This is a genomic window from Clostridium ganghwense (assembly GCF_026735165.1).
Taxonomy (GTDB): Bacteria; Bacillota; Clostridia; order Clostridiales; family Clostridiaceae; genus Clostridium_H; species Clostridium_H ganghwense.
Genome location: NZ_JAPQES010000003.1, coordinates 290,326 through 314,619 on the forward strand (window position 1 = coordinate 290,326; position 24,294 = coordinate 314,619).

The window sequence follows — 24,294 nt, forward strand, 5'->3', positions numbered from 1 at the left end:
AAAACATAGGGTCTTGTCAATAATCTCCACTTTCTTATACATTATCAGAAAAACTTACAAAAAAGCAAATGTCCTCCCCTTCACACTGAGTCCAAATCTTGCCTCCATGCATTTCAACAATACTCTTAGAAATAGCAAGTCCAAGACCACTTCCACCACTTTCTGATGCCCTTGATTTATCCACTTTATAAAATCTTTCAAATAAATACTGAAGTTCTTCTTTCGGTATATTCTTACTTTTATTTTTAATACCTACTATTATATTATCTTCTTTTTTATAAATACTTATTTTAACCTTTCCAGGTTTAAAACTATACTTTACAGCGTTCATAATTAAATTTTCAAATACTCTTACTATTTTATCTGGATCTAATTGAACACTAAATTTTTCTTCTGAAAATTCTTTTTCTATTTCCAACTCATTTTCTTCAAATACAGGAACAAATTCTTCTACTAATTGAGCTAAAAGTTCATTCAATATAATTTCTCTTTTATTTAATTTCATACCTTTATTTGCTGCTTTAGTATATTCAAACAAATCATCTATTAATATTTTTAATTTTTCAGATTTGTTGAATGCAATATTGGTATATTCATTTAACTGTTTCTCATCATTATATCGCTTTTCTTTTATAAGTCCTAAGTATCCCATTATTGAAGTTAAAGGTGTTCTTAAATCATGAGATACATTAGTAATGAGATCATTTTTAACCTTTTCTATTTCTCTTTCTTTCTTTAGCCTATATTCTAATTCTTTTGCCATATAATTTATATTAACCGCAAGCTGTGAAAGTTCATCTTTTCCCTTTTCAGCTATTGTATAATGTAAATTTCCATTTGACATTTGTTTAACTCCATTATTAATCTGCTGTATATAGTTAACTTTTCTTTTAGTTATCAACAAAAACAATAAAATAAATATCAAAACTCCTAAAATAACTACTGCTGCAAACTCTTCATCTTTTAATACAGTATTATATTCTATTTCTCCTTCTGGTACACCTTTTACTATAAAATAAACTTTATTATTATTAACTTTTATTGGATAGAGACATACATATTCTTTATTGCCTAATTCATCAAAATCTCCATGCCTCTCAAAGCTTTTATTTTTTAATTCCATAATGTTCTTCATTGTAGTGTATATATCTATCTGAACTTCATCCACATTATCTGACTTATATATAACTTTTCCATCTAAATCTACAACCATACAGTTATATCTGTCATCTATGTCATTTTGTTTCAATATCTCTTTTATGCTTTCATTATTTTTAATTTTGTTCTGATTCTTATTAATTTCAGCCGCTGCATTTTCAGCTTTGTGTAACATCATATTTATACTGTAGCTATAATCTATTGATATCTCTCTACTCGCCATATACCTGCCACTAACCGAATAAACTCCAAATGCTGCCAAAGCACAGATTGTACAGGTTAAAATAAGCTCGATTCTAATATCTTTTTTCATCTTATCTATAAGTAAATTGATTGAATCACAACTCCATTTAATAAATTTTATTTCTAAAATCTTTCTTTTAAAATTCAATAGTTTTTCTTTAACCGTCAACCTTATATCCCACTCCCCATACTGTCTTAATATATTCTGGCTTTCTCGGATTCTTTTCTATCTTTTCTCTTATCTTTCTAATGTGAACCATAACTGTATTATCAGAATCAAAAAAATCTACCTTCCATACCTTCTCATAAATTTTCTCTATGCTAAATACAACACCTTTATTTATTGCTAAAAGTTTTAATATATCAAATTCCGTAGGTGTAAGTTTAATATTTTTTCCTTCTACTTTAACTTCATGGGTATCAACATTTATGAGTAAATCATCTATTTCTATAATAGAATTATTGACAGGTTTTGAGGTGTTTAATTTAAAATATCTTCTAAGCTGTGATTTTATTCTAGCAACTAGCTCTAATGGGTTAAAAGGCTTTGTGACATAATCATCTGCTCCTGTTGTAAGGCCCATAATCTTATCCATATCTTCACTTTTAGCTGAAAGCATAATGATAGGCATATTTCTGTTTTTTCTAATTTTTAGACAAGCTTCTATTCCATCCATTTTGGGCATCATTATATCCAATACAATCAGATGAACTTCATCATTTTCAAGAACCTCTAATGCTGCTTCTCCATCTTCAGCTAAGATAACATTATACCCTTCATTCTCCAAATATATCTTAATCAATTCTCTAATTTCTTTTTCATCGTCAACAACAAGAATACTCTCTTTTTCCATATAGTTTCACATTCTCCTAACATCAACTTGCTATTTTGTATAATAGGAAATATAAAATCTTAAATTGCTTCTTTGTAATTTTTAAGGTCTAATTCACTCTTAGCACACGAGAATACAAAAGCTGGAGGAATATTTTTAATTTCAAAAGTTATTTTAATATCACTAAAAAATTGGTTAATTAGCTTTCTCTTTAACAAAGTATACTGAAAAGTAATAAACTTTCCATCTTTATTTAAAGTTTTCAAAGTATTATCTAAGATATTTTTTGTTAACTGCTCTGGGAAAGCTGCAAAAGGTAATCCTGATACTATGTAATCTGCATTTTTAAATCCATGTTGTTCTACATATTCCCCTACCTTTTCTGCAGAATCATTGATAATGTATACATTTTTAGTTTTTTCATATTTCTTTTGTAAAGAATTAAATAACTCCTCATTTAATTCTAAGACTAATAAAACAGTATCTTCTTTCTTTCTCTTTATTAGCTCATTTGTAAATACTCCTGTTCCTGGCCCATATTCCACAATACATTTTGCATTTTTAAAATCAACATTTGCTACCATTTTTTTAGCAAGATATTTTGAACTTGGGCAAACAGCTCCAATCATTTTAGGATATTTTATATAGTTTTTTAAAAAAGAAATAGCTTGCATCTATAATCTCTCCTTATTTTTTATTAATAATCAATAATTTTTACTTCTTATTGTAATATTATAACAAAAATATCTTAACAAAACCCCTTCTAAATTCTTAAGAAATTCTTAAATATTAAAATTTACAACTTAGATACAAGTAAACAACAATTTTGAAACAACCCAATAATATAATTTTAACACCAAGTATTTACTTAAAGATGAAGATATATCAAAGTAGATATGCTTTTAAATACAAAAATTAATTTTGAGGATGTGCATAAAATGAAAAGAAATTTATCTGGACTAATATTATCTTTAATAATATCAGTTACAGCTATATTTATGCTAACAAATTGTACTCATAATGATCAATTTACAGTTTGTATAGATGCTGGACATGGTGGATATGATAATGGTACTAAAAGTCCTACTAGTATCTTAGAAAAAGATATTAACTTAAAGGTTGCACTTAAACTTGGTAAGATTTTAGAAAAAAACAATATTAAAGTAGTATACACTCGAACTAATGATAAAGTGCCATGGCCTTCTAATCAAAAATCTTCTCTTAAAGAGAGATGTTACATATCCAATAAAGCTAAAGCAGATTTATTTATATCTATACATTGTAATTATGATGAATTTTCTTCTATAACAAGAGGTCCAGAAACCTGGTGTAGATTCTCTGAAACCCCTGAAGAAAATCTAGCTAAAAACATACAAAATGAATTAGTTAACTTGAAATATTCACATAATAGAGGATTGAAATATGAAAAAAATGGAGGATTATATGTTTTAAGACATACTAAAGCAGTTTCTGCATTAGTTGAACTAGGTTTCTTAAGCAACTCAAAAGATACTAAATTTTTAATTACTAATAAAGCTCAAGAGAAATGTGCCCAAGCTATAGCTAGAGGAATACTTAATTTCAAAAACTATAAAAGTTAAATAATTTCTTATTTCAATATCCCTCATATGTTAATACATATGGGGGATAAATTTACATAAACATATTGTAACCATCATGTAAACACGAATATATTATGTACTAAGCCCACTAATAAATCAAACCTAAATATGGGTTTATCTATAATTCTGAACAAGAAGGGATATAAAGTGAGTAAACATAATTCAAATAATGTGATTACTATAGCCGAAGCAAGAAATCAACTCAAACGCACAAAGGTTAAAGTACAAGGAATTGTTACTTGTAACAAAGACGAAGTATTCATACAAGATAATACAGCTGGAATCAATTTGTATAAAAAAGTTTATGGAGATACTTTTGATGAAGGAGATTTGATAGAGGTAAAAGGTAAGATAAAAATATATAAAGGATTAGTTAGAATAAAAAAATATAAAGTTAAAAAAATATCATCAGGAAATGCTCTTCCACCCCCTCTCAATACAACAATACAAGATATTATTAATGAAACACAAAATAATTATGCATCTAAACTTATAAAAATAAAAAATGTTAAAATTGAAAATCTTAATTTGCCAATACCTCTTAGGATAGTAGATAATAAGGGAAATAAATTATATATATGCAATAACTTAAATTTACCTAATATCATTAATGGAGATTGGGTTGATATTACAGCTATTGTTTATATAAACGATAACCATCAACTATATATAAAAAGTCCAGAAGATATAGTTAAAATTCATTCTCCAATATCATTTAAGTTTATACCTGGAAATATGTCTTCAACATTTAATAGAACTCCCAAAATATGTGCTTTTTTAAAACAAGGAAAAAGTTTTTTAAATTTATCTACCTCGAAGTTATATGTAGATGATAAAGAAGTAGTGCCAGTAATTCATGAAAATACTATAAACTATACTCCTAGCAAAAATTTATCTTATGGTAAGCATTATATTAAAATGACTATTTATGATGCAGATAATAATATTCATAAATTTGAATGGTATTTCTTGATAGAAAACAAAGATATTAAATATAATTTTTATTATGGAGTACCTCATGCCCACACTTCTTATTCTGATGGTAAAGGAACACCTACTGAAGCATATATGCATGCAAAAAATGATAATCTTGATTTCCTAATTATAACCGATCATTCAGGTAGTTTAGTCCGTTCCAAACTTAATAAAGAAGTTCCTAATTATGAAATGCTAAAAATTGAAGCAGATGTGATTAACCAAAAACATAATGACTTTCTTGCATTAATAGGATTTGAAACCAAAACAGCACTTTGGCATCACTGCAACGTTATTAATGCAAAAGATGTTATTGGTAAAAAAACTCGTAAAAAAACTGAAAAATTATACGACTGGTTGCACAATAAAGATAATATAGTGCTTTCTATTAATCATCCAAGTCGTTCATGTAAAAACTTACCTTATTTAATTGAATTTGATGAGTTTATAAACTTAATAGAAGTAGGAAATGGTTCACCTCCACGTGAATATAGACGTTCTGAAGAATACTACTTCAAAGCTTTGGATAATGGATGGCATGTTGGTGCAATAAATGGTCAGGATAATCACAGCGAAACTTGGGGTGATGCTGATAATTTAACAGTTGTTATTTCTGATAAACTAGATATAGATTCATTTATAAATGCAATGAAATTAAGAAGAGTTTATTCAACAGAAACACGAACTCTTAAACTTACTGTAAAAGGCAATGATCATTGGATGGGAAGTATACTTGATTTAAATAAAGGGGATAAACTGAATTTACAAATCGCTGCAGAAGATAAATCAAATCCTATAACAAAAATTCAGATTATATCAAACGGAGGAAATATACTTAACGAAAAGATGTTTTCAAAAACTAATACAGCAGAATGGGATTTGTCATTCACAATTACTGAGGATTCTTCTTGGTATGTAGTTAAAGTAATACATTCAAATGATAAACAAGGAATATCTTCTCCTATTTTTGTACAAACATCTTAGACCAGTATTTCTACTGGTCTAAATTCAATTTGTCTTATTATTTCATTGCTTTTTGCACTTTAACTTTTTTTCCTTTTATAGTTTTATCTTTAAATGCCTTTAGTACAAGTTCTCCTTTTTTTCCAAGTACATCAACATAGGAAAAATTATCTTGTATGTCTATAATGCCAATATCATCTGAACTAACCCCTTCAATACTATTGATTGCTCCAACAATATCTCCTGCTCTTATTTTTTTCTTTTTCCCTGCACCAATATATATCTTTGTAATTTCTTTATTCAGTTCTGAACTCTTGTCTTTTTTGGGTTTATGGTTAATTTTCTTTTTAAAAATCTTCTTTCCCTGTTCAACTTCTTCTTGTGATGGAATTTCCTTCTTTGATATATTACAACCTGCATATTCTTCAATACCAGTTAAAAATCTTACTTGATAAGGACACACAAAAGTAATTGCAGTACCTTGCTTACCAGCTCGACCAGTTCTTCCAATTCGATGAACGTAACTGTCTTTTTCCATAGGCATATCATAATTTACAACATGTGTTATATCTTCTATATGGATTCCTCTAGCTGCTACATCTGTAGCAATTAGAAAAGGAAATTCTCCTCTTTTAAATCTTTGCATTGTATCTAATCGATCCTTTTGATCCATTCCTCCATGCAATCCGCTGCAGCAGTATCCTTTATCCTTCATCTTTCCTACTAAATTACCAACCTTCTCTTTTGTATTGCAAAATAAAATACAGCTATCTGGTCTTTCAGTATAGATTATTTTATTTATAAGATCAAACTTTTTATTTTCTTCAATTTCATAATAGAATTGTTCAATTTTATTTGTAGTAACACTTTTAGAGTTAATTTCTATATTCTTAGGATTGATCATGTGTTTATCACATAATGCTTGAATTTTATCTTCCATAGTTGCTGAAAATAACATAGTTACTCTGTTATTAGGTAACTTGTTTATAATCGCTTCAACTTGAGCAATAAATCCCATATTCAGCATTTCGTCAGCCTCATCTATAATTAGATATTTTACCTCTTCTAAATCTATATTTCCTCTTTCAATATGATCTAATGTTCTTCCTGGTGTACCAACAATAACATGAACTCTTTGTTTTAACTCCACCATTTGAACTTTCATAGGTTGTTTACCAAAAATAGCAGCACATCTTATTCTTTTAAATCTTCCTATATTAGAAATATCCTCTTTTACCTGTACAGCTAACTCTCTAGTTGGAGTAAGAACTAATACCTGTGGTTTTCTTTTCTCTAATTCTATTTTTTCACAAATTGGAATGGCAAACGCTGCAGTTTTTCCACTACCTGTTTGTGATTTTACTATGATGTCTTTATCTTCAAGAACAAAAGGAATAACTCTCTGTTGAACCTCTGATGGTCTTTCATACCCTAATTTTTCTAGTGCTTTCAACATTTCTTCACTTAAACCCAAGTACTTAAAATTTAACTTATCCATAATCTTTTAACCTCGTATATTACTATATAAATAGTCTATTTTGTCGAATCTATTTCTTATTTTAGCATTAATAAAATCAAAATACCACATTAAGCATATTTCTTAATATGATATTTTGATTTCAATGATAGAGATAATTTATAATCTAATACATCTTCCAATACTTTTTATTTATTGGCTCTGTTTTAAAAGAATGTCGATTTTTACATTCTTTTAAAACTTCCATTAGTAGCTTAAGGCTGTGTTTTAAATTGTTGAGTTCATTATAATGAGAAGTTACAATTCTTATTTAGTTTAGCTCATGAAGCGTTAAGAAATTTCCTTGTTTGAGCTATGCGAGTTAGGAAATTTTAGCTGCATTAGTTATACTAAATTTAGAATTGTCTTCGATATTATACGAAATCAATAATTTCTTAAAACATAGCCTATTTATTAGAAAAAATCCTTCTAACTTCTTTAAGCTCTTCTTCTTTCACAAAATCCTTATCATCAAATTTTTCGTTAATGAAGTTTTTAATGAAGTCTTTTTTTCGTTCTTCTTTTTTTTTTATATTATTTTTAGTTAACTCTTCCTCACTAATTTCTATTTTTCCTCTACTGATTTCATCATCTTGAATTTTTATATTCTCAAGATTTATAGCCTTACACTTGTTTTCCTCTTTTATGTTATTAATACACTTATTTTTTTCATCTATAAATTTACTTATATCTTGTATTAATTCAGTATTCTTCTTTATTTCTTTAGACAACAATTCGTTTAGATTCTCTTTAGAGTTTTTTATTATTTCACCACATTCTATAATTTTATTATTTATAATTTCTTCTTGACTTGATCTACAAATTTCCATTTGCACTGCCTTTTCTTTAGCCATAGCCTTTATTAATTGTGTCCATTCATCAGCTTTTTTTATTGCATAAGTCATAAACTCTTCTGATTTCATTTCTAATTCCATTTCTTTATTTAATGCATGTAATTCTTCTTCTAATGTTTTATTTTCACTCTCTAACTCATTAATTTTGTGTTTGATATTCTTTAATTTTACTTCTTTTTCATCATATATATCCTCTATATACTCTTCAACTTCCGTTCTATTAAGACCAAGTAAACTAACTCGAAAATTCATTGTATTTTCAGGCATAGTCTTTACCTCCAAATATTAATTTTCCATAATGTTATTAATATTTAATATGAGAGTATTTATAGCTAAATTTATTTGTTCATTTTTGTCTTCCAATTTTTTTATAATTTCATTCTTATCTTTAATCATCTTCTCTAATTCTATTTCTGAATTGTATATTTCAGTTACAGCTTCAATATGTAAATTATATAATACCTTTTCTAATTCTTTACGTAAGTCTTTATAACTCTTCATTTTTTCATATACTTCATTTATGTCTTTTTTTAGCTTTACGTTTTCTTTAGTTAAATTTTTTTCTCTTTTTTTGTATTCTAGTAAAACTTCGTTTATTTCTCTTTCTATTTGATTCAATTTTTGATTTACTTCTTGTGGATTATACCCTATTAAAGTTTTAGAAAAGTTTTCTTCCATACGTTAACCAACCTTTCCTTTAACATAAGCTGAATTATTTAATACTATTATATTGATGAAGTCTTTCCATATTATTCTTACTTATTATAAGCATTTGCAATTTTTATTAAAATATGTGTGAATACAGTTACTTTTTTCTAAAATTGATGATAATTTTATTTTTATGAAAATTAAATAAGACCAGCATTTCTGCTGGTCTTTATATTAGCCAAGTAAACTTTTTACCATAGGATTAATTTTTGATCTATCAAATTTCCCACTAACTTTTGGCATAATTTCTTTCATTATTTTCCCCATATCTGATGCTGTATAATTTCCACTAGCTATAATTTCTTTTAACATGCCCATTACTTCTTCTTCACTTAATTGTTCTGGAAGGTATGGAGTTAAAACTTCAAGAGTAAAATTTCCTTCAGCTATTTTTTCTTCATTATTTGCCTGCTTAGCATATTCTAAAGCTTCTCTTGTTTGTTTTATATTCTTTTCTATTATTTTTATAACACCTTCATCAGAAATAGTTTCTCTTTCATTAACTTCGAATGCTTTAATACCAGCACTTACTAATCTTAAAACACTTACCTTAGCCTTATCTCTTGCTTTCATTGCTGCTATTTCATCTTTTTTTATCAATTCTTTTAACATAATATATAGTTAGTAGACTTTGCCTGCTAACTATTCACCTCTTTTCTCTAGAATAATTTGTATATTAAAATTATACCAATATTCCATATAAAATCAAATTTCTATATAAAAAAAGTCAGTCAAAGTAACTTTCTTCCACTCTAACTAACTCTTTAATATACCTCATATTATACTACTTTAAATCATTAGTTTGGATAATTGGCTTAACTCTTTTTTCAGTAGCAAAATCCATAACCGTAATACCAAATTTTCCAGAAGTATTTGTAGCAAAGAATTTTTCCATATTAGAATTTATCTCTTTTGCAACACCATATATATCTGGTATACCAAACGCTAATGGTCTATATCCACTGCAGTAATTAATATACCACCAATCTCCACTGTTTTGGTTAGCTTCATTGTACATATCTTCAATTTTAGACCATTTTTCATCATTATCAGGAACTTTATATTGATCTTGAATTTTTATTTTTGCATTATTTTCTATGGTAAAAGTAGTATTATCTTGCCACTTTGTTAGATCAATACCTTTTGGTAAATTTACTGCATCAAATCTTCTCATAAGAACTATTTTACCTCTTGATTGACCTAAAGTAGGAATAGTATCAGTCAAAAGCCATTTATCTGGATTTTTAGCCCTATAATAATCAAATGTTTCTTCAAATGTACGTGTATTTCCTACTGATGTATGCTCTGGTTTTATACACATTATAATAGTTTCACTTGGGTTATTATTTAAAAAAGGTATGCATGCATTTAAGACATCATCAAAGTTAATATGTTGATGTATACTTCCATGATGTATTTCGAATGTATCATAAAAATGACGACACCTAATATCTAAATAACGTACACCACTCTCTAACTGTTCTGCTATCTTTAGATCTTGACATTTAGCTGTATTTATAACATGTTCATGATTGGCACCAGAATCATGACTTCCTGGAATTGATATTTCAGAAAGCCTTTTATTATCATCTATGGATTTCATCCACTCTGAAGTATTGTAAGCACTAGCCTTTTGAGAAAATAATACTAAACTCATAACAACTCCTAACAATAGTAAAGAATAAAATTTTTTTAACATAAAAGCCCCCCTTTTAAAATTATTATTCTTTTTTCTAGAATCTACCTTCTTAAATATTTACGCAGATCTATCATTAAAGCTTACTCTAATGTCTTAAGCTAAATTATAAAGCTATATATAATTCGTTTCCATATATTTTTTTTCATTTTAATAGTGACAATTTTTACCATATGTATTAATATAAAAAAAATCGCTTAGCTTAATATGAGTAAAGCATCTTTTATTTTTTTCTAGATATTATATAATATTAACATAATATATTTAAGGGAGGCTTCGGTTTTTTATGAATAATACATTGACAGAAGAAAACATAAAAAAATTAAGAGAAGAATTAGACTATAGAATGACTGTGAAAAGAGCGGAAATAGCAAAAGAAAAATTAGAGGCTGCTGCACATGGCGATAGATCAGAAAATGCAGAATATAAAGAGGCTTGTAGAAACTATAGAGAAAATGATAATAGAATTCAATATTTATTAACTATGATTTCAACAGCAACTGTAATAGATGATAAAAATGTTGATAAATCAATATTAGGAATTAATAGTAAAGCTAGAATTAAATTTATAGAGGATGAGGATGAGGATGAAGCTATTGTATCATTAGTAACTACTATGGATTCATCCCCTAAAAATATGCGTATAAGTATAGAATCAGATTTAGGAAAAGCGTTATTCGGGAAAAAAGTTGGAGACATAGTTGAAGTTAATGCTCCAGGAGAAAGATATACAATAGAAATATTAGAACTACTATAAAACATATTTCTTTAACTTATAAGGGAATATCTCAAAATTAAATCTATTATCTGGTATTATTGACCGTGAAGGAAGTATTGTGTAGAAATGTTAATAGAGAAAGATTTTTTCTATGTATGGTGGAGACGAAGCATGGTTGGTGAAATCCATTATACAATTATTTCACCTATTGACAATCATTTTACATTTCAACTATCTCTAATAATCTTAATTAATACTCATACGAAAATTTATAATGATCGGCAATCTTCGTTAAATCTTCCCTATTTTTTGATGTTTTGTAATATTATTTTATATTATTTCTAAACTTAATTTATCTATTCTGATTATTTTTTCATTTATATTACTTAATACTTTTTCTCGAATTTCTTTATCTCCAATATAAAAATGTATTAAGTCATCTATTAATGAGCCTTCTATATATAATATTTCTTTAATTAATTTTTCTTCAATATCACTAGAGATTTGTTTATTTTTAGTGAAAGCAAGTAAATAATTATCTAAGTAATTACCTTTTCTCCAAAGATATTTATTTATTAAATTTAATTTGAATACTTCATCATAATCAATGCCTTTTTCTATATCTAAAGCATCAAGAATATCATTATTTAATAGTTTATAATTAATAATTAAATCTTTAATAGCATTTTTAAATGAAAATGGATATATCCACTTCATAGCAATATATACTAAAATAGAGCTAATCAAAATAAACCCTACCCTATCAAAACCTAATACATATATATTTATAACAATTTGTGAAATTCCAGCAGCTGAAATTGCAGAAAATGTTATAAATATTGCTCTTATATCGTAAGCTGAAATATAAATTATAAAATATAAGGATATAAGTACAAGTATTATTATGACAATATTTGAATTTACACATAAAAATACTAAACTTGATAATAAAAAACCACCTATAGTTCCTATAATTTTTCTTTTAGTTTTTTCAATACTATGTTCAGAAAAAGGAGCATAAGTTGCAAGTATTGTTCCTAATAACCACATTCCATTAGGTATTTTAAAATAGTTGATAAAAAAATATACAATAGCAAGTAATATTGTTTCCTTAATTGCAAGATTAAAACTTAAAGAATTCATACTAATTTTAAAATCATACCCTAAATTGTATCTTCTACTATTTTATTTAACTATTTTATTTATTTTTTCTCGTTTTTCTTTATGTATATCTTTTAAATCTTCTTCTATTAAACCATCTTTAAGTACTGAAGCTATACTAATTGTTAAATGGTTGCTTTTTTGATTTTTTTGTTCTCTATAATAAAATTATCAATATAAGTAATAAATGTAGTTTCATCTTCTTCTTTATTATAAAATTTCTTTAACATACTCATAAATTCTAACTTTAATTTTATTATTTCTGAATTAGTATTTACTTCTGATATTTTATTAAAAACTTTTAAAACAGATATAATACTAGATTTTAAGTATAATTGATTATTATCTTTCATTTAACCTTAAATACTAAAAAATACAACCCAAATGTAACGAATACACCATATGCATTTATTAATAGTCTAACTGGCAACTGACTAATAGGTATTGGATTCCATATTATAAACATATAATATCCCATAGAGAACAAAGAGATTGAAATCCTGTTTTCATATGAAAATAAATAAAATATGAAAAATCCCACTATACATGTAACTAGAGTACATATATATATATTATTATTAGCTACTAATGTCCCAATTATGGATAAAATAAGTATTATCGCCATATTTCCAAATATTGTTTTTAGTTTATTTTCTGTATAATTCTCTCCTATAAATGCAAAAGCTAAAATTATTGATGTTATACCTAAACCTATTCCATAGCTTCCAAATGGAATAAATGTTAGTAATGCTATAATTACTATACACAAAAAAACAAATGCATTTTTCTTACTCATAAAGTTCTCCTCCAAAATCAATTAAGTGTATTTTATAAAAAATTATAAAGTATGGAGTAACTCTAATGTCAATATTATTATATATATTAATTAGTATTTCAATAAAATATATTCCTTTGTATTGTTTGGGAAAATAGCTTAAAATTTTCATAAGTATATCAAGTTTTAACTATATCCTTGGTTATAATATCAATATAATTTATTATTTCTTCTTTATTTCCTAAGAATATTGCCAAAATAAAATTACCCTCTAGCTGTATCTTTTCACAACTTATTTTATCGTTACTATACAGTAAATTAAGGAAATCTTCATTCTTCTCACACTGTTCAATATAATCAAAATCATCATCTAAATCGATACTATTTTTTTCTTTTTTATAAACCCTATAATATTCTTACTTTTTAAAACCATATTCTAAAGTTCTTAAAAACTTTTTAAATTTATCTTGTTTTAGAATATCAGCTAGATTTATTTTTATGAATTTTTTTTTATACCATTTATAATTAATTCCTCTGTATTATAATTATTTTTAAAATCTTTTATGCCATTTAATCCATTTTTTTGTTCAAGGATATTTGACTTTATTTCTTTAAGTCTATTTATTTTAGAGTTTATGGCTCTTTCCTCTTTTTCTAAAAGTTCATAGTACCTACTTATATTAGTATCCTTTAACCATTTTGTTATATCATTTATCAAAAAGTCTAACGCTCTTGCTCGTAATATCTCAAAGTATCTTTACTAATATTTAACATTCTACTAACTTCCCCAATTATATAAGTATTTTTCATGTAAAACTCCCCTTCGTAAACATATTTTTATAATTATATAAATTTTTTCCACTACTATATAATTTATTCTACCTACTCCTTATCTTTCATATAACTGTACCAATTTAGCAAATTTATTCATCACTATACTCCAACTAAATTAAAATACAAGAAAACCTATAGCAATCAAAGAATCTGTAAGTAATTGTGGTGAACCTACCCACATTAATCAAAAACACAACCGCTTGTAAACAGCTATTAAAGCTACCTACAGGCGGTCATGGATTTTAATGGTGGAGGTAAACCGTACCGTATCAAATATACAATTTATATCGCTATATAAATCTAAACATAGCTCTTTAATAAAGTTAGTTTTCCTTCTATACAATACCTACCTAAAGTAGCTGGTATTAATACACTATCACCTTTATATATTTCTGTATTGTTACCATCTTCGCTTCTTATAAATCCAGTTCCCTCTACGCAAGTAAATATAAAAAATCTATTTTTATCACTTTCTTCTTTTACCGCTTCTTCAATAACATACTTTTCTATAGTAAAGTATTCACTTTGAATTAGTGTACATTTCTTATACCCTTTATAGTCTTCTAGTTTCTTTTCACTTGCATTTACAGCTTTTAAATTAAAGCCTATAACATCTAACGATTTTTCTACGTGTATTTCTCTTGGTCTTCCATAGTCATATATTCTATAAGTTATATCACTATTTTGTTGTATTTCTGCAATTATAACGCCTTCACAAATAGCATGTACAAGTCCACTATTAATAAGGAAGCAATCACCCTTTTTTACCTCTATTTTATTAAGGTACTCTTCTGTCTTTCCTTCCTTTATAGCTTTTTCAAAAATACTTCTATCACAATTCTTTGTTCCAACTATAAGAGATGCTCCCGGTTTTGCATCCACTACATACCAAGCTTCTGTTTTACCTAAAGAATTCTCTACTCTTTTTGCATAATCATCATTTGGATGAACTTGTACAGATAGTTTTTCTTTTGAATTAATTAATTTTACTAATAAAGGAAACTCTTCTTTAATAAAAGCTTCTCCTAATAAATCTTTACCATACTGCTTTATAAGCTCATCAAATCTTTTTCCTTTAAATTCACCATTTTTAACTATACTCATACCATTAGGATGACATGCTAAATCCCAACTTTCACCTATATTACCTTCTGGTACATTATCTCTAAAACTTTCTAAGTCTCTTCCACCCCATATTTTTTCATAATATAAGTTTTCCAATTTTATTGGATACATGATTTTAACTCCTTTACATAAAAGTTTTAAATTCATTTAATGATTATATTTTTCTAATTGCAAGTTTATTGTAAACTCCAGAAAACAAATCATAAAATAGATTAACACCAGGCCCAACTAATAAAGTACTTAAAATAGTTCCCACTCCTATAGGACCTCCAACTATAAAGGCTCCTAATAAACAAAAAATATCTATTCCTATCTTTGCCTGAATTATTTTTAAATTGTACTTTTCCTTTATTGATACCATTAAATAATCAATTGGATTTGGTGGAAATTTAGGCAATAGATATATACCAATTCCAAAGCAAGTTATTAAAACTCCCAAGAAAAATACTCCATATCTAATAACTATATCATTAACTGTAAAACTCCCCAATACATAAAGCCAAAAATCCATAAAAGAACCTATTATAAACGCTGTAATAAAGCTTATAAACTTAGGAATTTCTTTATTTATAAGAGCTGTAATTAGCAATATTATAAAAGAGTTAACATTTATCCAAAAACCTACACTCATTCCTACAGTTTTATTTAATCCAAAATTTATTCCATCCCATGAACCAGATCCTATATCTGATTTTAATGTAATACTAACTCCAAATGTAAATATACATATTCCAAATATAAATACTATTAATTTTACTACTTTTCTCATATTCATCACTACAACACACCACTCTAATTAAAATATAATGTTTTAAATTCGCTACCCTCTATATCAATAGAGATATTTTCTTTACTTTCTAATTTTTTCTTTATTGTAACTTCATCTAACAATACTTCAAAAACCTCTTTACTTCCAATATCTATTAATCTGATTTCATCCTTCTCACTCTCTTTAACATTTCCATTAAAAACTCTTAGAATATATCCATCCTTATTTTCTACTTTTTTAAATGCGCTCAGCACTAAATTTTCTTTTGTAAATTCTAATAAGGAATAATTTTCTTTTCTATCCCTATCTTCACTTCTATTTAAAATAAAATATTGGAAATTATTCTTAAATTCTGCTGCTTGATAGACTTGCAATGGAGTAAATTTTTCCTTAGAAAGTTTTGATAAGTAATTTTCCTTATCTTCTTTATATAATAATACTGAGAAATTAAAGTTCATTTCTTTCAATAATTTTGCATCTGGAGTTTCCCATTCCATACCTGATGCTCTACCTGGTCTATCTAATAAATTTCCTTTACCCATATAAGGAACTGACCTAAACAATGTAACTGCTATTGTATCTAATTTTTCACCAACTATTTGATATTCTCTAACACAATCAGTAAGTATAGCTACTCCGTATTCTTTATTTTTTAAGGTTACAAAGCTTTGCATTGGTTCGATAGTTCTAGGCTTTTCTACCCAGCCTTCTTTCTCCCAAATCTCTATTTCTTTTAAATAAGTTGGTCTCTTAATACTTCCAAATTGTTGGTCTGCAATTGATTCTTCAGACTCTATTTCCGTTTTAAATAAAACTCTCATTCTGTGTTCAATAGCTTTATTATATATTGATACATTAAAGTCTACTTTTTTATCTCCAGCTTTAATAGTCAATTCAACTTTTACATCTATTTCACTATCTAATACATCTTTTTCTCTAGAAATAAGATCTTTAGGTATTCTCATTTTCATAACATAAAAAGCCTTCTGAACTAAAGAATTTCTTTCTATAGTCAAATCTACTATATCTAGGTGATTAGAATAGTAGTATCTATCTTTTCTTGGTTGTGAATAATCATAGGTATCCCCATCATCACCACTATCCTCTACCATAAAGAAGCCTTTAAATTCATTACCTGTTTCTTTATCAGTTATAACTATTCCATCTTCCTTTGATATTTTTAACTTTATAACCTCATTCTCTATTATAGAACTTTCATTTTCAAGGGAATTACCCTCTACTATTTCTTTTAACTTCTCAAAATATAAAGTTTTATATCCCATTGATTCTACATCTTTAACATATATGTACATTTCAGTCTCATATATTTTTATCTTTTCTTTTGCCCACTTTGGATTATATTCTCCATTTACTCCTATTTCTTTTAAGGAATCATTATTAATCTTTTCTGTAACATCCTTACTATTTATAATATGATGTTTTTGTTCTTTTCCTTTAGAATCAACTACTTTAAAATTCATACCTGGAGTAAACAATGTTACCTTTATAACCTCACTTCTCTTGTATGGAAGATAGTTATATACTTGGAACTGAAATATATCCTTTTCTGGTATTCCTTGTCCAATAAGTCTTGCAACTATTTCAAATAAATTATCTACTAAGTCATTTACCCTCTTATATCTGCTTTCAATATCTTTATTTACAGTATCAGAGTTGCACATTCCTATACTATCATGTGCAGCATTTTCAAACATTAATTTCCACATTTTCTCCATAGCTTTATGATTATATCTAACCCCTAAACTATAAGCTATAGTACACATTGGCTCTATAATATTTACCAATTTATTTTCTGTCTTATTATTTAATATTTTCAAATCAGCTCTTGTAGAAAAAATTGATTTATGCACCCTACTTTTTTCTCCAAAAGTAAATTCCCCTATATATGTAGGAATATTACCATTTTTAATTCCTTCTTCTTCTAAATCATCTAAAGTATTATATAGATTGTTAATTTCTATATTAATACCTTCTTTTTTCGCTTTATCTATAATTTCCAATAAATCTTTTCTTATAGGTCTTTGGTCTTGTCCATTCATAAGTAAAATATGATTACTTGTTGAAAAAGGAGCTAGTTCTTCTATCTTTTTACTAAAATACTCTTTTATTTCTTCTTGTTTTATAGGTGGATTAATCATATTACCATAATCTATAATGTTATGAGTAAATACTTTTGAATTTGCTACTCCTTCCCAATAAAATTCTGACTTATCAATTTGCTTCTCTGATTTACCTCTTCTAAAAGCACACTTGTTTATATTAAAAGCATTGTATATTTGTGGCATTTGAGCTGATTGACCGAAACAATCTGGTACATATCCTACCATCATTGCATTTCCAAGTTTTTTAGCTCTGCTCATACCGTAATAAAGATTTCTAACTATTGATTCTCCACCTATAACTAGAAGATCCGTTTGCGTATACCATGGTCCTATAATTAACCTTTTTGCAGACACAAGTTCCTTAATTAACTCCTCATCTTCTGGATAATACTTTATATAATCATCAATAATAGATACCTGTCCATCTAATAAAAAATATTTAAACTCCTCATTTTTTTTTAAGTAATCCATTGCTTCTTTAAAATTATGAAGTGAAAACATTAATGATTTTGCTGAAGTAAAATACCATTCTCTATCCCAATGAGTATGTGGCATAATTGAAATTTTACCCTGTGTGTTCATACTAAATTCCCTCCGTATCCAAGAAGGTTATGCTCTAACGGCATAACCTCCCTATGTTATAATCATATATTCTTATTCACTAATAACACTTATTAACTTTTCTAGTAGCTCTTCTTCCTTGTTAGCATTTAATAAATCATGTACGAATTCCTTGTTTATCAAGCTTCTTGCAATATTGGATAATAATTTAATATGAGTTGTTCCTGCTTCTTCTTCTGGTATAGCTAAGCATATAGCAAGTTTTACAGGTTCACCATCCAAAGCTCCCCAATGAATTTCATTGCTAAACTTTTGTACTAAAACTGTTGCTTTTTTTACAGTATTAGATTTGCAATGAGGTACTGCTACATTTGCTCCAATACCTGTTGAGAATTCCTCTTCTCTCCCTAACAATCCATTTAAAAATTCTTCTTTGGAATTTATGTACTCTAATTCACTTGCCATTTTAGCAAACATTACCAAAGCCTCCTGTTTGGTTTTAGCTCCTTCTACAAATTTTATAGCTTCTAAGTTTAACATTATATCCCTCCTAAAATCATAACTTCTTTTTATACTATATCTCTATCCATATATTAAATTCAATTCTATAATTTGTATAAGCATAGTGCCAATATATATACGTAATTTATTTTTCATTTAAAAGAGTGTTGACTATGCCAACACTCCTTTATAAATTTAATCTATATACTTTCTAGTTCTACCGCTAACTTAGCTTGTTCTTTTTTATATAAATGATTTCTTCTAAATACTGAAGCAACTGCTACAAAAGCTACCCCTGTTGCTAAAGATATTAAGAAACCTACAATTCCTTCAATTAGTGGCCATCCATAAAATCCCCATGGTACTCCTACATATGCCATACATCCAAATCTATAGGATACTGATGCTCCAATCACTCCACCAATAACATTTATAACAATTGTTCCTAGGGGATCTGATAAAGCAAAAGGTATAGCGCCTTCAGATATTCCTAAAAATCCTAATAAGAAACATGGGATTCCACTTCCTCTTAATTCAGGTGGAAAAACCTTTTTACCAACAATATATTTATCTATTATAGTAGCTAGTCCTAATCCTATAGGTGGAATAATTGCACCTAAGATAACTGGGACTTGTGAAAATCCTGCATCTATAGTTAATTGTTTTGATACTGTATTAATAGTTTTATTAACAGGTCCTCCTAAGTCAAAGGCCATTCCTCCACCTAATACAGATGCTATAACTACTCCTCCAGCACTTCCAATAGCATTAACTAAAGCTATTACTCCATTTGTAAATGCAACACCAATTGGTCCAACAACGTATAAACTTAATAAAACAACTGCAATTGCACTTCCAACTGGTAGAATAAACATTGTTTTAATACCTATATATGTTCTCTTAACCTTAATATTTTCTATCATAAATTTAGTTACATATCCAGCTAAAATACCTATTAATAATGCTCCTAAGAAACCTGATTTCATGTAATTAGCTAATAATCCACCTAGGAAACCTGCTCCTAATCCTGGTCTATCTGCTATTGAAAATGATAGATATGCTGCAAATACAGGGAACATTAAATTCATTAATTGTTTTCCCGCTACTTGTTTCATGAATGCACATAATTTAATTAAATGATTGCTACTATCTAATAACTCCTTAGCTCCTGCATTAAAACCCATAGCTTGTCCAATAAGTATTGCTATTCCCATAATAGTACCTGATGCTACTATAACTGGAACCATATAAGAAATACCAGTCATCATATGCTTTTGTGTCTCTTTTAAGTTATTTTTAAAATTTTTTTTACTCACTATATCTACCTCCCTCTATAATCTTTAAATTTCTCCTTAATAAATATAACTTAATATTCTATTCTTATAGTTTTTCTGCTAAAATTTTATCCATTTTTGCGATAGCTGTTTGAAGTGGAACTTCTAATATCTTATCTTCATATCCTTGAAATCTTTCAAACTCTCTTAATTTAACTGCTGCTGAAACAATTATTAAATCTGCTTCTTTTATATCTTCCTCTGATAATTTTTCCTCAATTCCTATTGAGCCTTGAGTTTCAACTTTACACTTACATCCTAGTTTTTTTGCAGCTGCCTCAATTGCATCTGCTGCCATATATGTATGTGCTATTCCTGTTGGACATGCACATATTCCTACTACTTTTTTCATAATTAATCCCTCCATTAATTTGTTGTTTAGTTTTTTTAATTTCTATATTTATATAATAAACTGTATGTAAACGTATATCAATTTGCATTTTTTCACCAAAGCAGTGCCATTATAACTCATATTTCACTAAAATAAATTTACCAGTGTTATATAATAAATTGTTGTGATATGATATTTATAATTATGAATATCATACTGATAACACTAGGTATACTACAGAAGTTGTATCATAATTTACAGTATTTATAGTGATGTCGTACTCCACAAAAGCAGAAACACTAATTTCAGAAAATATTTTCTAGGATCCACCATATATAATTCATCAAGAATTTCAGCAAATCTATCATCATTTATCTTTTCAATATCAATCGCTTCTTTTTAAATAGTATTTTACAATTATAATAAAGAAATTTATGCATTTTATATATATAATTTCAATTGTTTAATTGGTAATATTAGTTATGTAAAATATGAGTTATAAAGTAACATTACTGTGCCCATTTCACAATTTTTTTTGAAACAAATTAACCCTCTTGTTTTTTAACAAGGGGGCAATAAACAGTCTAAGCATAACAATAATTTGCACTATAATTTAATTACTTATACTTTTTACCTTCATAATATTTTTATTAAAACTTATCTTAGATATTAACTCATTCATATCTATATACTTTGGAATACTAATAGTATAGGCTTCACTCCATTGATCAAAAACTTCATCATTGAATTCTCTCTCATCACACCCTATATATTTTAATTCCTTTATAGTTATATTCTTTTTTTCAAAAAATGTTTTTAAAAAAAATATAGACTCTTCTTTATTAATATATTGTATTTCAATTTTGTATAATCCAGCTTGAGTAATAAATCTATTTTGAAATTTCTTTAAAACACCAAGTACTATAGCTATAAATACCACGCCAAAAATACTTATATAATAGTATCCCATTCCAACTGATAAGCCTATACAAGCTACTACCCATAAAGATGCAGCAGTGGTTAATCCTCTTATAGACCCTTTTGTATGCATTATTGTCCCAGCCCCTAAGAAACCTACACCTGTTATTACTTGTGCACCTAAACGAGCATAATCCACTTTGATTACCTGTGCTAAATCTGGATTATTGGTAACCAATACTATAGCATTTTCAGCCATAGATACCTGAATTAAAGAAATAATTGTAGCTCCTACACAAACTAAAATATGAGTTCGAAAACCTGCTGGTCTATTTTTAAATTCCCTTTCATATCCTATAGCGCCTCCAATTAATACGGCTAAAACTAATCTTATAATAATATCTTCTACTTTCATTTACATCCCCAATCCCTTCCTATTTAATTTTGGTGAAAATATATAGGATTAGTAAATGCAATCATTCGTTCCTTATCTCCGACTATTTCATATAACTCAGCTATCATCCAATTTATTTCATCATTATATGATAAAGATAGTGTCATGTTCTCTCTATTATTAACTTGTAAATCAAACACTTCTCCTCTATTGCTTTTCACCTTAACAACTAAATTTTTTTCATCAATTTCACTTTTAGAATCTGTGTCTCCCTTTACAACTTTAATTTCTAATTTAAGGCTGTCAGTTATATTTTTTGTACTAATTCTATCGCCTATATTAAATACTTTATCCTTTTCTTTTATTTGGAAAGTTACCTTATATCCAAATCCGACAACACACCTACCATACTTAATAGCTTCTATTACATTCTCACTATTATGCCTTTTATGATCGTCTAACCCTACGTAAGTGCATGAAATATACTTATCATCTGGTTTTGATTTATGCCAATCTCTACCAGATACCGCTGAAATCTCCAATCCAGAGTTTAATAACTTTGTCCATAATTCATAAGCTCTCTTATTCATTTGTTTTTCACTTGGAAGCATGCCAGACCACACTTCAATATAATCAATATCTTTCCACTCTTCAATATTGTACTCAAAAAAACACCCAGTTCCAATAGGTCCACCTAACCTATATGGATGTGCTACTCCAATAAGCTTACTTTTATTTTTAGCTTCTCTTAACTTTCCATTAAAATTCTCTAAAGTAACCTCTCTCCAATCAACATACTCATTTATTCCAACTAATAATATATGTCCCCAAAAAGTTGTCCACTCTAAACCTTTTATAATATTAATTCCATATTCTTTTGAAAGACTCTCTATTTTATCAAAAGTTGAAATTGTATTATGATCAGTTATAGCTATTCCTTTTAAGCCTATTTCTCTTGCGGATTTTAAAAGTTCTTCAAAAGTATGCTTGCCATCACTATGATTGGTATGATTATGTAGTTCATATGGTATCCATTTAATCACATTCTTCACCTCTCTTTATAATTTTCACCTTATAAAAGCATTCATCAGTTACCAAAGCATGTACACTTAGTATTACCTTAAAAGCTCCTTTAGGTACTAATCCTTTTATAAAACCAGGTGATGCATATTCTTGTGATATTATATGACTTTGTTCTTTATCATGCCTATGAGCACATCCTCTAAAACCATTTTTATCATCAAAAGAAATTGTTACAAGATTTTTTAAATTCTTATATTTATCCCAAATCACTTTTTCCTTTTCTTCTCCAATTATTTGTTTATCAATAAGATCCTTTATTATTATTTCTGCTTTTTCATCACTCTCAACTAATTTAGGAGAGTATTCAAAATTAATTTCTATCCCTTTGTAATCTTCCTCAAATATTCCTTCGTATACTATATGCCTTCTATCATATTCTTTTCCTATTCTGCCTTCCTGCTGAAAAAGGATATTCACTTCCCTCACCACCTATTTCTCTATTTGTAATTTTCTATTTAATAAATCTACTCTATCTGTAGATATAGAATCTACACCTATCTCAATCATTTTATCCATAATCTCTTCTTCATCTACTGTCCAAACTGATATAAAGATTCCTGCTTCATGAAAAATATTTACTAATTCCTCACTTGCTCTAGGATAATGTAAATTTACTCCTTTAACGTTCATGGTTTTTATATCATCTACAAGTTCCTTTAAATAATCAATCTCTGTATTTCTTTCTACATCCAGTCTATAATTAACTAACATAGGTAACTTGTAACCTTTTTTATTTAATTCTCTTACCATCTCAGGCTTTACACCAGATAAAAACGCTCTGTCTAACATATCTTTTTCAATTATTAAATTCTCTAATACTTGAAATTTGTCTAATTCCTTAATATCCAAATTCAACTGTATGTTTTTATAAGGCTTAATAACATCTATTAAAGACTCTAAGCTTAAATAGCCATCTAAATTCTCCTTATCTAATTCATCATGGTTCAACAAAACTTTATTATTTTCAGTATATCTAATATCTACTTCTATAATATCTACATTCATTTGCATGGCTTTTTTTATATACTCCATACTATTCATCTTTGTGTTTAAGCATCCTGAATGGGATGTTATTAAAGTTCTCTTCATTTTTAATTTT

The 24,294-nt window shown here is 27.3% G+C and carries 26 protein-coding genes; 3 read left to right on the top strand and 23 right to left on the bottom strand.

Annotation, left to right across the window (positions count from 1 at the left end):
- Window positions 1-34: 34 nt before the first annotated feature.
- Genes OXH55_RS10450 through OXH55_RS10460 form a run of 3 tightly spaced genes read right to left on the bottom strand, consistent with a single transcriptional unit; the run spans window position 35 to window position 2,908 of the window.
- Window positions 35-1,570, bottom strand: coding sequence for a HAMP domain-containing sensor histidine kinase (locus OXH55_RS10450; protein WP_268049883.1), 1,536 nt, complete (start codon window positions 1,568-1,570; stop codon window positions 35-37).
- Complete coding sequence (locus OXH55_RS10455) at window positions 1,560-2,255, bottom strand: response regulator transcription factor (protein ID WP_268049884.1); 696 nt, start codon at window positions 2,253-2,255, stop codon at window positions 1,560-1,562. The genes OXH55_RS10450 and OXH55_RS10455 overlap by 11 nt, the downstream gene beginning before the upstream one ends.
- Before the next feature lie 59 nt (window positions 2,256-2,314).
- A complete protein-coding gene (locus OXH55_RS10460; RefSeq protein ID WP_268049885.1) occupies window positions 2,315-2,908 on the bottom strand; it encodes a class I SAM-dependent methyltransferase in 594 nt (197 codons plus the stop codon).
- Window positions 2,909-3,172: 264 nt separating this feature from the next.
- Here OXH55_RS10460 and OXH55_RS10465 point away from each other — a divergent pair, with 264 nt between their 5' ends.
- Window positions 3,173-3,835: an N-acetylmuramoyl-L-alanine amidase family protein gene (locus OXH55_RS10465; protein WP_268049886.1), complete on the top strand. Its 663-nt coding sequence runs from the start codon at window positions 3,173-3,175 to the stop codon at window positions 3,833-3,835.
- Window positions 3,836-4,003: 168 nt separating this feature from the next.
- Complete coding sequence (locus OXH55_RS20125) at window positions 4,004-5,815, top strand: CehA/McbA family metallohydrolase (RefSeq protein WP_268049887.1); 1,812 nt, start codon at window positions 4,004-4,006, stop codon at window positions 5,813-5,815.
- 37 nt (window positions 5,816-5,852) lie between these two features.
- On the opposite strand, the gene OXH55_RS10475 is transcribed toward OXH55_RS20125, so the two are convergent.
- The 5 genes from OXH55_RS10475 to OXH55_RS10495 form a co-directional block, all read right to left on the bottom strand.
- Window positions 5,853-7,292 (bottom strand): DEAD/DEAH box helicase, encoded by a 1,440-nt coding sequence (locus OXH55_RS10475; RefSeq protein ID WP_268049888.1) that lies wholly within the window; start codon window positions 7,290-7,292, stop codon window positions 5,853-5,855.
- 425 nt (window positions 7,293-7,717) lie between these two features.
- On the bottom strand, window positions 7,718-8,431 hold the full coding sequence (locus OXH55_RS10480; RefSeq protein WP_268049889.1) for a hypothetical protein: 714 nt from the start codon (window positions 8,429-8,431) through the stop codon (window positions 7,718-7,720).
- A gap of 18 nt (window positions 8,432-8,449) precedes the next feature.
- Complete coding sequence (locus tag OXH55_RS10485; RefSeq protein ID WP_268049890.1) at window positions 8,450-8,842, bottom strand: hypothetical protein; 393 nt, start codon at window positions 8,840-8,842, stop codon at window positions 8,450-8,452.
- A gap of 204 nt (window positions 8,843-9,046) precedes the next feature.
- A complete protein-coding gene (locus OXH55_RS10490; protein ID WP_268049891.1) occupies window positions 9,047-9,484 on the bottom strand; it encodes a GatB/YqeY domain-containing protein in 438 nt (145 codons plus the stop codon).
- A 172-nt stretch (window positions 9,485-9,656) separates the two neighbouring features.
- Window positions 9,657-10,571, bottom strand: a complete 915-nt coding sequence (locus OXH55_RS10495) for a phosphatidylinositol-specific phospholipase C (protein ID WP_268049892.1) — start codon at window positions 10,569-10,571, stop codon at window positions 9,657-9,659.
- Between the two features lie 283 nt (window positions 10,572-10,854).
- Between OXH55_RS10495 and OXH55_RS10500 the strand changes: the two genes are divergently transcribed.
- Window positions 10,855-11,325: a GreA/GreB family elongation factor gene (locus tag OXH55_RS10500; RefSeq protein WP_268049893.1), complete on the top strand. Its 471-nt coding sequence runs from the start codon at window positions 10,855-10,857 to the stop codon at window positions 11,323-11,325.
- Window positions 11,326-11,616: 291 nt separating this feature from the next.
- On the opposite strand, the gene OXH55_RS10505 is transcribed toward OXH55_RS10500, so the two are convergent.
- The 15 genes from OXH55_RS10505 to OXH55_RS10570 form a co-directional block, all read right to left on the bottom strand.
- Window positions 11,617-12,429 (bottom strand): FUSC family protein, encoded by an 813-nt coding sequence (locus tag OXH55_RS10505; RefSeq protein WP_268049894.1) that lies wholly within the window; start codon window positions 12,427-12,429, stop codon window positions 11,617-11,619.
- Window positions 12,430-12,572: 143 nt separating this feature from the next.
- Complete coding sequence (locus OXH55_RS10510; RefSeq protein WP_268049895.1) at window positions 12,573-12,800, bottom strand: hypothetical protein; 228 nt, start codon at window positions 12,798-12,800, stop codon at window positions 12,573-12,575.
- On the bottom strand, window positions 12,797-13,243 hold the full coding sequence (locus tag OXH55_RS10515; RefSeq protein ID WP_268049896.1) for a hypothetical protein: 447 nt from the start codon (window positions 13,241-13,243) through the stop codon (window positions 12,797-12,799). Before OXH55_RS10515 ends, OXH55_RS10510 begins: the two co-directional genes overlap by 4 nt.
- 475 nt (window positions 13,244-13,718) lie before the next feature.
- Window positions 13,719-13,940, bottom strand: coding sequence for a hypothetical protein (locus OXH55_RS10520; protein ID WP_268049897.1), 222 nt, complete (start codon window positions 13,938-13,940; stop codon window positions 13,719-13,721).
- Between the two features lie 5 nt (window positions 13,941-13,945).
- On the bottom strand, window positions 13,946-14,032 hold the full coding sequence (locus OXH55_RS20215; RefSeq protein ID WP_418921838.1) for a MerR family DNA-binding transcriptional regulator: 87 nt from the start codon (window positions 14,030-14,032) through the stop codon (window positions 13,946-13,948).
- 324 nt (window positions 14,033-14,356) lie between these two features.
- Window positions 14,357-15,292 (bottom strand): type I phosphomannose isomerase catalytic subunit, encoded by a 936-nt coding sequence (locus tag OXH55_RS10525; protein ID WP_268049898.1) that lies wholly within the window; start codon window positions 15,290-15,292, stop codon window positions 14,357-14,359.
- A gap of 43 nt (window positions 15,293-15,335) precedes the next feature.
- Complete coding sequence (locus OXH55_RS10530; protein WP_268049899.1) at window positions 15,336-15,956, bottom strand: YczE/YyaS/YitT family protein; 621 nt, start codon at window positions 15,954-15,956, stop codon at window positions 15,336-15,338.
- A gap of 17 nt (window positions 15,957-15,973) precedes the next feature.
- Complete coding sequence (locus tag OXH55_RS10535; RefSeq protein WP_268049900.1) at window positions 15,974-18,655, bottom strand: glycoside hydrolase family 38 N-terminal domain-containing protein; 2,682 nt, start codon at window positions 18,653-18,655, stop codon at window positions 15,974-15,976.
- A 72-nt stretch (window positions 18,656-18,727) separates the two neighbouring features.
- Entirely contained in the window at window positions 18,728-19,174 is a 447-nt protein-coding gene (locus tag OXH55_RS10540; RefSeq protein ID WP_268049901.1) for a fructose PTS transporter subunit IIA, read from the bottom strand.
- Between the two features lie 161 nt (window positions 19,175-19,335).
- The gene (locus tag OXH55_RS10545; protein ID WP_268049902.1) at window positions 19,336-20,451 is read right to left on the bottom strand and encodes a fructose-specific PTS transporter subunit EIIC; all 1,116 of its coding nucleotides are present in this window, start codon (window positions 20,449-20,451) and stop codon (window positions 19,336-19,338) included.
- A 64-nt stretch (window positions 20,452-20,515) separates the two neighbouring features.
- The gene (locus tag OXH55_RS10550) at window positions 20,516-20,821 is read right to left on the bottom strand and encodes a PTS fructose transporter subunit IIB (RefSeq protein ID WP_268049903.1); all 306 of its coding nucleotides are present in this window, start codon (window positions 20,819-20,821) and stop codon (window positions 20,516-20,518) included.
- 592 nt (window positions 20,822-21,413) lie between these two features.
- Window positions 21,414-22,133 (bottom strand): MgtC/SapB family protein, encoded by a 720-nt coding sequence (locus OXH55_RS10555; RefSeq protein WP_268049904.1) that lies wholly within the window; start codon window positions 22,131-22,133, stop codon window positions 21,414-21,416.
- 23 nt (window positions 22,134-22,156) lie between these two features.
- Window positions 22,157-23,155: a CehA/McbA family metallohydrolase gene (locus tag OXH55_RS10560; protein WP_268049905.1), complete on the bottom strand. Its 999-nt coding sequence runs from the start codon at window positions 23,153-23,155 to the stop codon at window positions 22,157-22,159.
- Window positions 23,148-23,612: a hypothetical protein gene (locus OXH55_RS10565; protein ID WP_268049906.1), complete on the bottom strand. Its 465-nt coding sequence runs from the start codon at window positions 23,610-23,612 to the stop codon at window positions 23,148-23,150. Before OXH55_RS10565 ends, OXH55_RS10560 begins: the two co-directional genes overlap by 8 nt.
- A gap of 12 nt (window positions 23,613-23,624) precedes the next feature.
- Entirely contained in the window at window positions 23,625-24,284 is a 660-nt protein-coding gene (locus OXH55_RS10570; RefSeq protein ID WP_268049907.1) for a glycerophosphodiester phosphodiesterase, read from the bottom strand.
- Window positions 24,285-24,294: the final 10 nt, after the last annotated feature.